We start from the raw sequence: 14,229 nt of genomic DNA, 5'->3' as shown, positions 1-14,229 counted from the left end.
GACACACCATGCACATATCCCTGACCGGAAAGCGCGTCCTCGTCACCGGTGGAACGCGTGGCATCGGCGCCGCCATCACCCGCGCGTTCGCGCAGGCCGGAGCCAGCGTACTCACGTGTTCCCGCACCGGCGGCGAGGACGCCGACGCCCTCGCGCGCGAGCTTGCGGCCACGCCCGGCGACCATCACTTCGTGACGGCCGACGTCAGCAGGACCGAAGACGTCCAGCGCCTCGTCGATGCCTGCCGGGAACGCCTCGGAGGACTCGATGTCGTGGTCAACAACGCGGGCCGCATCACCCACGTCCCCATCGAGGACCTCGGCATGGACGGCTGGCGCGAGATCCTCGACACCAACCTCACCGCCGCCTACGACGTCGTCCACCGAGCCGTCGGACTGCTCGGCCCCGGCGCCTCGGTCATCAACGTCGGCTCGGGCTCGGCACTGGCGGGCATCCACCATCGCGCCCACTACACCGCGGCCAAGGCCGGACTGATCGGCCTGACCCGCTCGCTGGCCAAGGAGCTCGGCCCCCGTGGCGTCCGCGTCAACGTCCTGTCCCCGGGTGTGATCCAGACCGAGGCCGAGCTGTCCGAGGAGGTGCGCACCCGGTATCAGAAGATGACCTCTCTGGGGCGGTTGGGCACACCCGAGGAGCTCGCCCACGTGGTGGTATTCCTCGCCAGCGACCTGGCGTCCTACATGACCGGCGCCACCGTCAGTGTCGATGGGGGCATCTGAGATGGCGGAACCGCTCTACCGCGTCACCTTGCGGATGGCCATACAGCCCGGTATGGAGAAGGAGTTCGAGGAGGCATGGCTGGCCGGCGCGGCCCGCATAGCCGACAACCCGGGCAACACCGGCCAGGAACTGTCCCGCGGCGAGGGGGACGGCGCCTACCACATCGTGAGCGACTGGGTCAGCAAGGAGGCCTTTCTCGCCTACGAACGCAGCACCGGCCACCAAGAACACCGCAGATCCCTGGCGCCGTACCGCTCCGCGGGAGAGATGACGACCATGCGGATGCTGTACCGCCTCGCCGGCAAGGGCGGTGCCGAATGAAGGGGAGCGTGCGGGTTCTGCTCCACCTACGGGTCCCTCCCGGGGAGGAGAACCGCGTCGAGGACCTCTACCACCGCGTCAGCCGCGAGCTGGAGGGTACCCCTGGCCTGCTCCGCAACGAGCTGCTCCAGGGCCTCGCCGTGCCGGAGGAGTGGGCCGTGCTGAGCGAGTGGCGGGACACGGACGCCTTCCGTGCGTGGGAGAACGGGCCACACCACCGCGACGCGACGGCGCCGCTGCGGCCGTACCAGAACCGGGCGGCCGGATCGGTGTTCGGCCTGTACGAGGTCCGGGCGGAGTACTGACACCGGCCGACGGCCACAGGAGGTAAACGATGAGCGCTCCGCGCCGCATCGATGTGCACCATCACGCGATCGTGCCGAAGATCGCCGCACTCATGAGGGAGAACGGCGCCCGGTTCGAGCTGCCCTGGTCCCTGGAGAGCACCTTCGAGGTGATGGAGGCCCACGGCATCGAACGGGCCGTGGTGTCCAACCCGATCCCGGGGGACCTGTTCAGCGACGCCCGGCAGGCGGCCTCGTTCACCCGCCGGGCCAACGAGGCCGTCGCCGAACTGGCGGCCGACCACCCCGGCAGGTTCGGATTGCTCGCCGCTTTGCCCATGCCCTTCGTCGACGAGGCCCTCGCCCAGCTCGATTTCGTCTACGACGAACTCGCGGCCGACGGGGTTGTCCTGGTGCCGCACGCGGGATCCCACTACCTGGGCGACGAGCTGTTCGAACCGCTGCTCGCCGAGCTGGACCGCCGCCACGCCGTGGTGCTCGTGCACCCGATGACGCTGCCGGGCGGACCGGTCGAGGCGGCGCCCCCCGTACTGGCCGACTTCCTGCTCGACACCACGCGCGGCGCCATAGGTCTCATCAGGTCCGGCGCATTGGAGCGGTACCCGCACATCTCCTTCGTTCTGGCGCACGGCGGCGGCTTCCTGCCGTACGCGGCCGAGCGGATCGAGGTGCTCGGCGATGCCTTCTACGGCATCGAACCGGCCCGGCTGAGGGCCGCGTTGCGGCGCTTCTACTACGACACCGCCCTGGTGGGCGCCTCAGCGCTGACCTTGCTCCGGGCGGTCGCCGATCCAGAGCGGATCCTGTTCGGGACGGACTGGTGTGCCGCGCCGGCCGGGCCTGTCGCGTCGTGTGCCCAGGCGCTGGACACCCTGCCGGCGGACACCCGCCGGCTGATCGGACGTGACAACGCGCTACGCCTGTTCGGGGCGTCGTAAGGCGCGGACGACGCGGCCGTGCGGAAGGAGCCGACCGCGGGATGATTCGCGCGGACCCGCAGAGGCCCGGCATGCCGACCACAACGGTGTGCCGGGCCTTCGGCATGCGTCGTCCGCGCTCGGTGGGCCGGACGCAGGGGTCGCCAGAGCCACGTGGACTACCACGGCTGGACCGCCCCTCGAGGTGGGCGCCTGACGCTTCTCGTGTCGAGTTACTGCTCCGGGAGGACGGACATGCTGGCAGAAGTATTCGCTCGAAGCGGCAGAGCACTGCTGGAGGGTTTTCCCCCGGACGGCCGGGAGTACTGGGCCGCACGTTTCTGGGACCGCGCCGCAGCCGAGCAGCACGTGCAGTTGCGACCCGAGTTCCTGACCCAGAAGGAGACGATCGCCGACCTGCTGCGTACCCACGGGCAGGACGCCAAGTCCGTCGTCGAAGTCGCTTGCGGCACTGGCGAGTTCACCGATATGGCCGCGAAGCTGACGCCCGCTGCCGAGATCACCGCGATCGACATCTCCGCCGAGGGCCTGGCACGCACGGCACAGCGGGTGAAGCACGACAACCTCAGGCTGGTGGAGGGCGACTTCTGGGCCGACAACGACCTGGAACAGGCGGACCTGGTGCAGTGCCTGGACGCCATCCACCACCTCGGAGACCTCAGGCAGGTGCTGACCCGGCTCCGCTCCATGGTGAAGCCTGGCGGCATCTTCATCGGCAACCTGTGGACCGGCGACCACTTCCACGAGTTCCAGCGGAAGCGGTACGGCGTTGCGGCCCACCTGACGCGCACCGCCTCGTTCCTGGGCACGGCGTTGATCATCCGGGCATCGGCTGGTCGTCTCAAGACCGGCGCCTACCGTACCCAGCTCACCCCCAGCGACGAGGCCGTGGCCGTGCTGCGCTCGGTCTTCGACGAGGTGCTGGAGGTACGCAAGGAGCGGTACTTCATGGGCTTCGCATGCCGGGTCAACGCTGGGCCCCGCCCGTGAAGGTGCTGGTGACCGGAGGAGCCGGGTTCATCGGGCGCCGTGTCGTCGGGGCCTACACCAGGGCGGGACACGAGGTACGAGTCCTGGACGCGCTGCTGAGCGACACGCACCGGCAGCGCGTTCCCCCACCGCTGCCCGACGGCGTGGAGTTCGTCCTGGGGGACGTGCGCGACCGGGAAACCGTCGAGACCGCCTTGCACGGCGTCGACATGGTCAGCCACCACGCGGCCGTGATCGGACGGGGACGGGAGATCCTGGATGCTTCCCACCACGTCAGCTGCAACGACCTGGGAACGGCGAACCTGCTCGTCGCCATGGCCGAGGCCGGGACACGGCGGTTGGTGCTGGCCGGGTCGGTGGCGATCTACGGCGACAGCCGCTACGACTGCGCCGTACACGGCCGGGTGCTGCCACGTCGGCGCAGTCGCGAGGATCTGGACGCGGGGCGGTTTGAGCCGCGCTGCCCGGAATGCGGCACCGAGCTCGTGTCCAGCGCGGTGAGCGAGGACGACCCGCTCGACCCTCCCCGCAACATCTACGCGGTGACGAAACTCGCCCAGGAGTACCTGGTGGGCGTCTGGGCCAACGATACGGGGGGCCAGGCCGTCTCTTTGCGGTACCACAACGTATACGGGCCGGACATCCCCTATCAGAGCCCTTACTCAGGCGTGGCGGCGGTCTTCCGCAGTGCCGTCGCACGTGGAGAGGCACCCGTGGTCTACGAGGACGGCGGGCCGATGCGCGACTTCGTGCACGTCGAAGACGTCGCCGAGGCCAGCCTGGCCGCTGAGCGGTGGACGGGCAGCGGGCACCGGGCGTTCAACGTGGCCAGCGGCACCCCGCACACCATCGGCGACGTCGCCCACGCCCTCGCCAAGGCAGCGGGGGCCCCGATGCCTGTGGTCTCCGGGAGGTACCGGATCGGCGACGTCCGGCACATCGTGGCCTCGCCTGACCGGATCATCCGCGAGCTCGGGTGGCGGCCCCGGATCAGCTTCGAGGAGGGGATGGAGGAGTTCGCGACGGCTCCGATGAGCGGGCTGCCGTCCTGACGCTGTCGTGGCGGCCTCTTGACGGGCGGCCGGGGCGGCGCGGAAGCCGTCGAGTCCGGGAGCCGGGTACTGGCGGCCGGTCTGCGACCAGCCGGAGACGACGTCATGTGGTCTCCGGCTGCAGTACGAGCCAGACTCCCGTGCCCGGGCTCCGGTCCCTTCAGTCTCGGAATTCGGCGTCGAGCCGGCCCCTCCGGGCATCCCGCCGGCCCCGTCACCAGCCAGTGCGTCACACCGGAAGTTCCGCCCGGGCGGTCAGCGGCTCCCACCACTCTCGGTTGTCCCGGTACCAGGCCACCGTGTCGGCCAGCCCCTCGTCGAAGCCGGTCAGCGGCTCGTACCCCAGCTCGTCCCTGATCTTCGAGATGTCCAGGGAGTACCGCAGGTCGTGGCCCTTTCGGTCCGCGACGTGTCGGATTCGGTCCTGGCCCGCCCCGCAGGCCGCCAGCAGCCGCTCGGTCAGCTCCCGGTTGGACAGCTCGGTGCCGCCCCCGATGTGGTAGACCTCGCCCGGCCGGCCGCGGTGCAGCACCAGGTCGATGCCGCGACAGTGGTCGGAGACATGCAGCCAGTCGCGGACGTTGCGGCCGTCCCCGTACAGCGGCACGCTGCGGCCGTCCAGCAGGCGGGTGGCGAAGAGCGGGATCATCTTCTCCGGGAAGTGGTAACGCCCGTAGTTGTTGGAACAGCGCGTCACCGTCACGTCCAGGCCGTGGGTACGGTGGTAGGCCAGCGCCAAGAGGTCCGAGCTGGCCTTGGACGCGGCATACGGGGAGTTGGGCGACAGCGGTACGTCCTCAGTCCACGAGCCCTCGGCGATCGAGCCGTAGACCTCGTCGGTCGAGACATGGACGAACCGGCCCACCTTGTGCCGCAGCGCGGCGTCCAGCAATACCTGCGTGCCCAGCACATTGGTGGTCACGAACGGGGAGGCGTCCACAATCGAGCGGTCCACGTGCGATTCTGCGGCGAAGTGCACCACCGCGTCCTGACCGGCCATCACCTCGTCCACGGCCGCCGGGTCGCGGATGTCGCCGCGCACGAAGTCCAGGCCCTGGTGCTCGGCGACCGGCGCCAGATTCATCTCGTTGCCCGAGTACGTCAGGTTGTCCAGGACCGTGATCCGAGCGCCGGTGCCCGAGGGCAACTCACCGAGCAGAGCTGCCCTTACGAACTGCGACCCTATGAAGCCGGCTCCGCCGGTGACGAGTATCCGCATAAGGACAACATTTTAGGCGACCCAACCGTCGGACGGATACGGCGTCCTCCTGGCCGAATGTCCCACTGCTGTCGAAACACTTCATGGCGCGGCCCCTCCAATCGCACCCCAGCCATCCACGAGCACGGTTGCGGACTGTGGACCGTCGAGGGCCTTGACTTGAGGAGCGGAGGCACACCGATGCGCCAATATCGCGGAAACAGCTCGGCCACGCGGCAGACCTGGGATATTGACGTGCTCCAACGATGGGCGGGACTGGTCGACTCAGGAGTCGACCAGCAGTTCCTGGCCTGGTTCGAAAGCCGGGTGCACGCGACCTCGTGCTCGGTCGACCGAATCCCGCTCGGGCAGATGCGGTCCTGGCACCTGGACGCGTCGACCGGGAACATCGAGCACAGCAGCGGCCGATTCTTCACGATCGAGGGACTGCATACCCGCACGACGCACGGCACCGTTCCCGAGTGGAGCCAGCCGATCATCTGCCAGCCGGAGATCGGTCTCCTCGGACTTCTGGTCCGAAACCACAACGGCGCCCTGCAATGCCTGATACAGGCGAAGATGGAACCCGGCAACGCGAAGATGCTGCAGTTGTCGCCGACTGTTCAGGCAACTCGCAGCAACTACACACGGGCGCACAACGGCAGCGCCACCCGCTATCTCGAGTACTTCGTGGATCCGCAGAACAACACCGTCCTGGTCGATGTTCTGCAGTCCGAACAAGGTTCGTGGTTCCTGCGCAAGCGCAATCGCAACATGGTCGTCCTGGTCGAGGAGGACATCGCAGTCGACGACGGCTACCGATGGATAGACGTCCGCGATCTGCGGCGGCTCCTGAGGGTCGAGCAGCTGGTCAACATGGACACCCGCTCGGTGCTGTCGTGTCTGCCAGGCGAGGATCGCGACGAGCCCGACACCACACGCCTGCTCCGGTGGTTCACCGAGGTCAAGAGCAGGAACGAAGTCGCGACCCGACAGGTTCCCCTGCGAGGCATCGAGGGATGGCGATACGGGCGGGAGCGGATAACACACGATTCGGGGCTGTACTTCGACATCATTGGTGTCTCCGTCAGCGCCGCCGGCCGGGAGGTCCTCGAGTGGGACCAGCCGATGCTCTCTCCCCATGGGCAGGGCGTCGTGGCCTTCGTCGTCAAGAAGTTCGACGGTATCGCCCACCTCGCAGTGCAGGCCCGCTTTCAGGCCGGAGTACTGGATGCTGCGGAACTGGGACCGACCGTGCAGTGCACTCCCGCGAACTTTCCGCATCGCTCGCCGCGTTTCCTGGACTATGTTCTCGGCGCCAGTGCGGACCGCATCCTGTTCGACACCATCCTCACCGAGGAGGGTGGTCGCTTCTACCACTCCGAAAACCGGTACATGCTCGTCGAGGCCGGCGACGACTTTCCGGTGGCACTGCCGCCGGAGTTCTGCTGGGCAAGCGTCCACCAGCTTGAGGCCCTGCTGCGGCACAGCTACTACGTCAATGTCGAAGCCCGCAGCCTGCTGGCCTGCCTGCAGGCCGTAAGGTGCGGTGGATGACCGACGACGCCGAGCAGCCGCCACTACGCTTCGGCGTGCTCGGTTGCGCTGATATCGCCGTGCGCCGAACCATTCCGGCCATCCTCGCCACCCCCACCGCGCGGCTGGTCGCGCTGGCCTCCCGCACACCGGGCAAGGCCGAACACTATGCGGCCCATTTCGGGGAAACGGCTGCCTGTGACTATCACGACTTGCTCCGACGCGATGACATCGATGCCGTCTACGTTCCACTGCCGACCGGCCTGCACGCCGAATGGATCGAGTCTGCACTGGCCGCGGGCAAACACGTGCTGGCAGAAAAGCCGCTGACTACCAGTCACCCGGAAACTCTCGCCCTCACTGCCATGGCGACCCGGCTTGGACTCACCCTGCAGGAGAATCTCACCGCTGCCCGTCACCGGCTGCACGCGACCGTCTCCGAGCTGGTCGCGGCGGGAGAAATCGGTGAGTTGCGCGGTATCGAGGCGTGTTTCGGTATTCCGCCGCGGCCCGCAACAGATGTGCGATACGCCAGCGACCTGGGCGGCGGTGCGCTCTTGGATGTCGGTGTGTACCCGCTGTACGCAGCGACCCGATTCCTCGGCGCCGGGCTGACCGTCGTGGGTGCCTCGCAGAAGACGGATCCGGCGCGAGGTGTGGATGTCGCGGGACACGCTCTGCTCTCTTCACCATCCGGCCTCGCCGCTCACGTCACCTTCGGGTTCGAGCATGCCTATCGGTGCAGCTATCAGTTGTGGGGCAGCGAGGGCGTACTGTCGGTCGACCGCGCGTACACGCCGCCTCCGGCGTTCAGTCCGGTGATTCGGCTGGCGCGTGGGGATCGCGGGCGTGAAGTCGTCGTTCCTGCAGAAGACCAGTTCATGACGACGATCTCGGAATTCGTCGCACAGGCCCGGGGGTCGCAGATCCAGCGGTACGGCGAGACCGACTTTCTGGAACAGGCCCGGCTCGTCGACCACGTTCGTGACAGGGCACGGGTCATGGCGATCGAAGGACGGACGTGAGTATCAGGAGAGCGGTGGCCGTGCTGATGCTGATCGGGCGCCGGCGACCTCGTCGATGGATGTCTCGCTGAGACCGGCCTCAGCTCGACGGCATCGCGCCGACAAAGTCAGTCACTGCCTGCGACGTGCAGAGTCGGCTCGTCCGGGTTGGGCAGTGGCTCGGTGTCCACATGGCCCAGCCTGGGCTCCGGTGCCAGCGGGCTGAGATGGATCACGGCAAGCGCCGACTCGCTGCCGTGGTTGACCAGGCGGTGCCTTGCACCGATCGGCACCATGATCCCCTCGTCAGGGGCGAGATCGATGTCGGCACCGTCCACAGTCACGACCAGTTGCCCCCGGACCACGTAGAGGAACTCTTCGGAATACGGGTGGTAGTGCTCGGAGACATAATCGCCCGGTTCAAGCGTCACCGCTCCCATGAACCCCGACACCGAGCCGACGGTGCTCGGGCTCAGTCCAACTCTGATCTCACCTCCCCTGCGACGATTCGGCGGCACATCGCTGAATCGGACCTTCTCCACCGTGGCACGGTTGGTCTGTGACACCGCAGCTCCTCCCGGTCTCGTCGCACAGTCGACTCATCGTCGGACGACTCGGTCGAACACCGCTGGGAACGCACTGGGGACCTTGCCGACCAGCGGGACACCATCAGTTCCGGAGTCCGGCCGCGGAAGATGCTCGTGGACGGCGGCACAGATGGAGGCAGCAACGATGCGTGCGTTGTTCATCACGTGGCCCTGGGGCTCGCATCTGTATCCGATGACGCCCTTCGGGTGGGCGCTGCGTGCGGCAGGTCACGAGGTGGTCGTCGCCGCGCAGCCTTCATTCGCCTCGACGATCACCCAGGCCGGACTGGTCGCGCTCCCGGTGGGCAAGGACGTCGACGTCAAGGAACAACTCCGCAGAGCACATCGGCACGACTCCCTGGATCCCTCGGCGATCGAGCATCGGGGCGCGGCTGCCGTGCAGGCGGCAACCGACTGTGCGATCGCCATAGCCGAGGACACCTATCGCTTCGCGGCACACTGGCGCCCGGACTTCGTCGTCTACGAGCCGATGGCATACCTCGGTCCCGGTATCGCGCGAGACTTCGCCATCCCTGCGCTGCGCCTGCTCTGGGCGACCGACTTCCTCGCCTCGATCACAGACCCCGAGCGGAGCGAGGAGGACCTCCTCGGCGGGCTGACATCGCGGCGGGAGTTGCAGGAGGCCAACGCATTCGGTGACCTGACGCTGGACCCGTGCCCGCCGCAGCTGCAGGTAGCCGCCGACCTGCCCCGCCAGGGCATGCGGTACGTCCCCTACAACGGACCCGCTCAACTGCCACACCGTCTGCGTAAACCGGCACAGCGACCGCGTATCGTCGTCACCTGGGGCGGCTCGCTGCACCAACTCGGCTGGCAGCGGGCATTTCTGGCACCCCGCATCGTGGCGGCGCTGGCCGGTCGCGACATCGAGGTTGTCGTCGCGGTACTCGACGACCAGCGCGACAGCTTCACTTCCCTGCCCGACAATGTCATTCACGTCGGCCCTGTCGCCCTGCACCTGCTGCTGCCGAGCTGCGCAGCGATCATCCATCAAGGCGGTGCGGGCACCACCATGGCCGCAGTGAGCTACGGCGTCCCGCAACTCATCCTGGCCTGGGCGGCCGATGCCATCGTCAACGCCAGGCAGGTGGAGGCCACCGGGAGTGGACGCCGTTTGTGGCCCGACGACCTGGACGACGCCACCCTGGCCGACACACTCGACGAGTTCCTCGACAATCTGGCCGGGCATCAGGAGTGCGCGGACCGCTTGCACCAGGCCCACCTGGCGCTCCCCACACCGGCTGCGGTCACCACCCAGCTTGCGCACGACCTCCGGAACGCCACCGGCGCATGGACGAACTTCGGGAAGTGAACGGACCTTCTACCTTGATCGTGGACACCTGGATCGTGGGCACCTCGATACTTGGATCTTGAGTCCGGGGAGAGGAGTCCGGGGCGCGGAAAGCAGGCCCTTACGCCGCTCGTAGTCGGCGTCGCCGGGCCTTCGCCAATGCTGTACGCCTCCTCGGACACACTTACCGTGTCAAACGATGAGGAAACGGCAAGCCGCTCCCAGCCCTCTCGCAAGGACGTGCCCGTCACGGGGATCGGGGGATCATCAGGGATCCCTGAGAGGCTCGGGGACGCCTGCACCCGTTGAAATTGAGGGGGCTTCCTCCCCTCCCATGTGCGCATACGGTGCGCACGTGTGCACCGTATGCGCACCCAAAAGCCCCCTGAACCTACGTTTCCGCAGTTCAGAGGGCATTCCACAAGTGGAGCCTAGGGGAGTCGAACCCCTGACATCTGCCATGCAAAGACAGCGCTCTACCAACTGAGCTAAGGCCCCTTCGCCGAACAGGGTACCCGGTGTCGGGCTGCTTTCCCGACCGGGTATCGCCGCGCACCGTCGCTCTCCGTAGGATGCTTCGCGAGATTCGCGGCAGCGAAGCGCGATCGGGGATACAGGGGAGACGGCATGGATGCAGCACAGCAGGAAGCCACCGCGCGGGCCCGGGAGCTCCAGCGCAGTTGGTACGGGGAACCTCTGGGCGCGCTGTTCCGCCGTCTCATCGACGACCTCGGGCTGAACCAGGCCCGGCTGGCAGCGGTGCTCGGCCTGTCGGCGCCGATGCTGTCCCAGCTGATGAGCGGGCAGCGCGCGAAGATAGGCAACCCGGCCGTGGTGCAGCGGGTGCAGGCGCTCCAGGAGCTGGCCGGTCAGGTCGCGGACGGCAGGGTCAGCGCCGCCGAGGCGACCGACCGGATGGAGGAGATCAAGAAGACGGCGGGCGGTTCGGTACTGAACAACACCGCCCAGACCACGTCGTCGACGGGCGCCACCACCGTGCGCCGGGTGGTGCGGGAGATCCAGTCGCTGCTGCGGTCGGTCTCCGACGCCGGCGACATCATCGACGCGGCGAACAGCCTCACCGCCACCCATCCCGAACTGGCCGAGTTCCTCCGGGTCTACGGTGCCGGCCGTACCGCCGACGCGGTCGCCCACTACGAGGCGCACCAGAGCTAGAGCCCGTCGACTGGGCAAGCGCGGGCGGCCGCCGCGGAGTTGGCCGCAGGAGTCGGGATCCAGCAGCGGACGGGGCGCAATGGGTGAGATCTTCGCCGGTCGGTACGAGCTCGTGGACCCGATCGGTCGGGGCGGGGTGGGCGCCGTCTGGCGCGCCTGGGACCAGCGGCGCCGCCGCTATGTGGCGGCCAAGGTGCTCCAGCAGAGCGACGCGCACACCCTGTTGCGCTTCGTCCGGGAACAGGCGCTGCGGATCGACCATCCGCACGTCCTGGCCCCGGCGAGCTGGGCCGCGGACGACGACAAGGTGCTGTTCACCATGGACCTGGTGCACGGCGGTTCGCTGGCCCATCTGATCGGTGACTACGGCCCGTTGCCGCCGCGGATGGTGTGCACGCTGATGGACCAGCTGCTGGCCGGGCTGACCGCGGTGCACGCCGAGGGCGTGGTGCACCGGGACATCAAGCCGGCGAACCTCCTGCTGGAGGCCACCGGCACCGGCCGTCCGCACCTGCGGCTGTCCGACTTCGGCATCGCGATGCGCAAGGGCGAGCCGCGGCTGACCGAGGCCAACTACGTGGTGGGGACGCCGGGTTACTTCGCGCCGGAGCAGATGCTGGGTGCCGAACCGGACTTCCCGGCGGACCTGTTCGCGGCCGGGCTGGTCGCGCTCTGCCTGCTCACCGGCGCCAAGCCGGACACCGAGGCGCTGGTGCGGCGGTTCATGGACAGCGGCGGCATACCGAACGCGCCCGAGGACGTGCCGGAGCCGCTGTGGCAGGTGCTGGCGTCGCTGCTGCACCCGGATCCGGACGCCCGGTTCAGGACTGCGACGGGGGCGCGGAAGGCGCTGCTGGCGGCGGCCGAGCTGCTGCCGGAGGCGACGCTCGAGGACGAGGTCATCGAGGTCTTCGACCACATCGGGCCGCTGCCGGCCGGGTTCGGTCCGGACGGGCCGCTGCGCCCCGCGCCGGGCGCGGACACCACCGGCGGCACCACTGTGACCGACGCCGGGGCCGGGGAGAGCGGCGGCGCGTCCCCGTCGACCACCGGAAGCTTCCACCTCGCGCCGCCGGAGCCGTCCGTCCCGCCACCGCCGAGCACCCCGCCGCCGGCCCCACCGGCCGCCGCGCCGCCGCGGGCCACTCCGCCGCGCGGCACCGTCCCGGCCCCGCCGACCACGCCGCCCCGGACCCCGCCGCCGGCCCCGGCCGCGGCCCCCTCCCCCGCGCCGATGCCGCGCTACGAGCCGACGACGGCGGCCCGCCCGGAGGCGTCCGCGACCCGTCCGTACACCACCGGGCAGCCGCCGCTGACCGGACAGCGCCCGACCGGCGGGGCCGGGGTGCCGGCGGTGCCGCCGGCCGCGGCTGTACGGAGGCCGGGCCCGCCCCCGAAGGTCGCCGTTCCGGTCCTGGTCGTGGCGCTGGTGTGCATCGCGATCGGGGTGTGGGCGCTGCTCGCCGGCTGACCGGGCGTTCCGGGCGGCCGCCCCACCGGGCCGCCCGGCGCGCTCACCCCGCGCCGCTCCCGCCGCCCGCACGGCCCGGCCGCGGCCGCCGCCGGGGCAGGACGTACGCCATGCCCAGCCCGGCCAGCAGCAGAACGCCCAGCACGCCCACGGAGACCCCGGTGACCCGGAGCCCGGACCAGTGTCCGCCGCCCGCCGCACCGGTGGCGCCGGGGCCCGAACCGCCGTCGGACGCCTGGCCCGTGGTCACCGCGGCGCCGGCCTCCGGGCCGTCCTTCGCCCGGCCCAGGACGGCGACCCTCAGCACCACGCCGATCTGCGGCTTCTGCGCGATCTGGGCGGCGCGGGCGCCGAGCGAGACCGCGATGTAGAAGTCGCCGTTGACGTGGACGGGGATGACGTTGGGGTGGGTCTCGTAGCGGTTGGTCCAGGAGACCGGCACCGTTCCCATGCTCAGCTTGGCCGACCGCCCGGTGTAGGGCACCTGGGGGTTGAAGACGCCGGTGCCGCTGCCGACCGGTGCCCGGTACGGCGTGTAGACCTGGGTACTGCCGAACGCGACGGGGGAGGCTCCGTGCGACCGCGGTTCGTCGGCGAACTCCACGTCGTAGCGGAGCTGTTGGCCCCAGCCGACCGGCACCTTGTACCAGAGCGTCTGCGCGGGGAGGATCTGGTCGCGCCAGACGCCCGGGCCCAGCGGGCTGGCGTCGTTGAAGCCGGTGCCGCCGGTGACGGCCTTGGGCGGGGTGCTGGGCAGCGTGGCGTCCTTGCCGCCGGCTCCGTACTGCGGCGACGGCTGCGCGGGGGTGACGCCCTTCGCCAGCGGATGTTCCACGTGAAACGTCAGCTCCACCGGCCAGCGCGCGGCGTCCGAGCCGGTGCCCGCGTGACGCTCGACGACCAGCCAGTACCGGCCCGCCTTGTCGCAGGTCCCGGTGCCGTTCCGGGTCGGGATGCGGCTGACGCCCGAGGTCAGCGGTGTGGCGCCCGCCCGCTGGCCGAACAGCGCGGTGGACGAGGCGCAGCTGCTGTCCGTGCCGTACGCGATCTGGGTGCGCAGGGTGTCGCGGTAGTCGATGGTCGCGCCGGACGGCGGCACCATGGTTGCCGAGAAGTCGCCCACCGACTCCGCGTCGAGGTCGACGGCGTAGAACCGCTTCTCGTTGGGGCCGATGCTGTCGAGGTACTGCCCGGGGACGACGCCCGGGGCGCCCTGGCGGCCTTCGGTGCCGCGGACCGGTGTGCCCCGGAACCGGTAGCCGTCCGCTGCGGGTTGACCGGCGCGCTGCACCTGGCGGGTGAGCGACGCGGCGTCCGGGGCGTCGTCGTACCGGCCGGAGGAGTCGAGGACCGCCACCAGTCCGCTGCCCCCGGTGGCCGGTGCCGTCCGTGGCGCGGCCACGGCCGGGAGTGCCGCGGCGGCCGGGAGCACCGCGGCGGCCAGGACCACCAGCGCCCTTCCCCCTGCTCTCCACGTCGTCCGAGCGGGGCGTTTCCCCTGCGCCACCGTCCCCGTGCGTGGTGGTCGTGCCATGTCTCGTCCCCCTCGCGTCCGCCGGTCACGCCCGGACATCGACGTCACGGCCAGCGACTTTGCC

At 69.6% G+C, this 14,229-nt stretch carries 14 protein-coding genes and 1 tRNA gene; 11 read left to right on the top strand and 4 right to left on the bottom strand.

Annotated features, from left to right (window positions below; translation table 11 throughout):
- Window positions 1-8: 8 nt before the first annotated feature.
- From B073_RS0134895 to B073_RS0134870, 6 genes are all read left to right on the top strand, one after another.
- Window positions 9-740: an SDR family NAD(P)-dependent oxidoreductase gene (locus B073_RS0134895; RefSeq protein ID WP_018542705.1), complete on the top strand. Its 732-nt coding sequence runs from the start codon at window positions 9-11 to the stop codon at window positions 738-740.
- Window position 741: 1 nt separating this feature from the next.
- Window positions 742-1,062 (top strand): antibiotic biosynthesis monooxygenase family protein, encoded by a 321-nt coding sequence (locus B073_RS0134890; protein ID WP_018542704.1) that lies wholly within the window; start codon window positions 742-744, stop codon window positions 1,060-1,062.
- Between the two features lie 8 nt (window positions 1,063-1,070).
- A complete protein-coding gene (locus B073_RS0134885) occupies window positions 1,071-1,367 on the top strand; it encodes an antibiotic biosynthesis monooxygenase family protein (protein WP_018542703.1) in 297 nt (98 codons plus the stop codon).
- A 29-nt stretch (window positions 1,368-1,396) separates the two neighbouring features.
- Entirely contained in the window at window positions 1,397-2,305 is a 909-nt protein-coding gene (locus tag B073_RS0134880) for an amidohydrolase family protein (RefSeq protein ID WP_018542702.1), read from the top strand.
- Between the two features lie 234 nt (window positions 2,306-2,539).
- Complete coding sequence (locus B073_RS0134875; RefSeq protein ID WP_018542701.1) at window positions 2,540-3,295, top strand: class I SAM-dependent methyltransferase; 756 nt, start codon at window positions 2,540-2,542, stop codon at window positions 3,293-3,295.
- The gene (locus B073_RS0134870) at window positions 3,292-4,347 is read left to right on the top strand and encodes an NAD-dependent epimerase/dehydratase family protein (protein WP_026248014.1); all 1,056 of its coding nucleotides are present in this window, start codon (window positions 3,292-3,294) and stop codon (window positions 4,345-4,347) included. The genes B073_RS0134875 and B073_RS0134870 overlap by 4 nt, the downstream gene beginning before the upstream one ends.
- A gap of 229 nt (window positions 4,348-4,576) precedes the next feature.
- Here the strand turns inward: B073_RS0134870 and rfbB are convergent, their stop codons facing one another.
- Window positions 4,577-5,566: a dTDP-glucose 4,6-dehydratase gene (gene rfbB / locus B073_RS0134865; protein ID WP_018542699.1), complete on the bottom strand. Its 990-nt coding sequence runs from the start codon at window positions 5,564-5,566 to the stop codon at window positions 4,577-4,579.
- Window positions 5,567-5,746: 180 nt separating this feature from the next.
- Between rfbB and B073_RS0134860 the strand changes: the two genes are divergently transcribed.
- Both B073_RS0134860 and B073_RS0134855 read left to right on the top strand, forming a co-directional pair.
- Window positions 5,747-7,102 (top strand): NDP-hexose 2,3-dehydratase family protein, encoded by a 1,356-nt coding sequence (locus tag B073_RS0134860; RefSeq protein ID WP_018542698.1) that lies wholly within the window; start codon window positions 5,747-5,749, stop codon window positions 7,100-7,102.
- Window positions 7,099-8,106: a Gfo/Idh/MocA family protein gene (locus B073_RS0134855; RefSeq protein ID WP_018542697.1), complete on the top strand. Its 1,008-nt coding sequence runs from the start codon at window positions 7,099-7,101 to the stop codon at window positions 8,104-8,106. The genes B073_RS0134860 and B073_RS0134855 overlap by 4 nt, the downstream gene beginning before the upstream one ends.
- Window positions 8,107-8,213: 107 nt before the next feature.
- Here B073_RS0134855 and B073_RS0134850 read toward each other — a convergent pair whose 3' ends face one another.
- Entirely contained in the window at window positions 8,214-8,651 is a 438-nt protein-coding gene (locus B073_RS0134850) for a cupin domain-containing protein (protein ID WP_234025241.1), read from the bottom strand.
- Between the two features lie 166 nt (window positions 8,652-8,817).
- On the opposite strand from B073_RS0134850, the gene B073_RS48500 reads away from it, so the two are divergent.
- Entirely contained in the window at window positions 8,818-10,005 is a 1,188-nt protein-coding gene (locus tag B073_RS48500) for a nucleotide disphospho-sugar-binding domain-containing protein (protein ID WP_018542695.1), read from the top strand.
- A gap of 404 nt (window positions 10,006-10,409) precedes the next feature.
- Here the strand turns inward: B073_RS48500 and B073_RS0134840 are convergent.
- Window positions 10,410-10,482 (bottom strand) — tRNA-Ala (locus B073_RS0134840).
- Between the two features lie 129 nt (window positions 10,483-10,611).
- Here B073_RS0134840 and B073_RS0134835 point away from each other — a divergent pair.
- Window positions 10,612-11,160 (top strand): helix-turn-helix domain-containing protein, encoded by a 549-nt coding sequence (locus B073_RS0134835; RefSeq protein WP_018542694.1) that lies wholly within the window; start codon window positions 10,612-10,614, stop codon window positions 11,158-11,160.
- 79 nt (window positions 11,161-11,239) lie between these two features.
- Window positions 11,240-12,631: a serine/threonine-protein kinase gene (locus B073_RS0134830; protein WP_018542693.1), complete on the top strand. Its 1,392-nt coding sequence runs from the start codon at window positions 11,240-11,242 to the stop codon at window positions 12,629-12,631.
- Between the two features lie 43 nt (window positions 12,632-12,674).
- On the opposite strand, the gene B073_RS42130 is transcribed toward B073_RS0134830, so the two are convergent.
- A complete protein-coding gene (locus B073_RS42130) occupies window positions 12,675-14,165 on the bottom strand; it encodes a hypothetical protein (RefSeq protein WP_199788229.1) in 1,491 nt (496 codons plus the stop codon).
- Between the last annotated feature and the right edge of the window lie 64 nt (window positions 14,166-14,229).

The sequence above is a fragment of the Streptomyces sp. MspMP-M5 genome, from assembly GCF_000373585.1.
Classification (GTDB): domain Bacteria; phylum Actinomycetota; class Actinomycetes; order Streptomycetales; family Streptomycetaceae; genus Streptomyces.
This window is presented reverse-complemented; position numbering and strand designations above follow the sequence as displayed.

Bases quoted from the DNA above. Each gene is read 5' to 3' on its own strand.
- B073_RS0134890 (WP_018542704.1), top strand. From the start codon at position 742: ATGGCGGAACCGCTCTACCGCGTCACCTTGCGGATGGCCATACAGCCC.
- B073_RS0134880 (WP_018542702.1), top strand. From the start codon at position 1,397: ATGAGCGCTCCGCGCCGCATCGATGTGCACCATCACGCGATCGTGCCG.
- B073_RS48500 (WP_018542695.1), top strand. From the start codon at position 8,818: ATGCGTGCGTTGTTCATCACGTGGCCCTGGGGCTCGCATCTGTATCCG.
- B073_RS0134855 (WP_018542697.1), top strand. From the start codon at position 7,099: ATGACCGACGACGCCGAGCAGCCGCCACTACGCTTCGGCGTGCTCGGT.
- rfbB (WP_018542699.1), bottom strand. From the start codon at position 5,566: ATGCGGATACTCGTCACCGGCGGAGCCGGCTTCATAGGGTCGCAGTTC.
- B073_RS0134860 (WP_018542698.1), top strand. From the start codon at position 5,747: ATGCGCCAATATCGCGGAAACAGCTCGGCCACGCGGCAGACCTGGGAT.
- B073_RS0134895 (WP_018542705.1), top strand. From the start codon at position 9: ATGCACATATCCCTGACCGGAAAGCGCGTCCTCGTCACCGGTGGAACG.
- B073_RS0134835 (WP_018542694.1), top strand. From the start codon at position 10,612: ATGGATGCAGCACAGCAGGAAGCCACCGCGCGGGCCCGGGAGCTCCAG.
- B073_RS42130 (WP_199788229.1), bottom strand. From the start codon at position 14,165: ATGGCACGACCACCACGCACGGGGACGGTGGCGCAGGGGAAACGCCCC.
- B073_RS0134830 (WP_018542693.1), top strand. From the start codon at position 11,240: ATGGGTGAGATCTTCGCCGGTCGGTACGAGCTCGTGGACCCGATCGGT.
- B073_RS0134875 (WP_018542701.1), top strand. From the start codon at position 2,540: ATGCTGGCAGAAGTATTCGCTCGAAGCGGCAGAGCACTGCTGGAGGGT.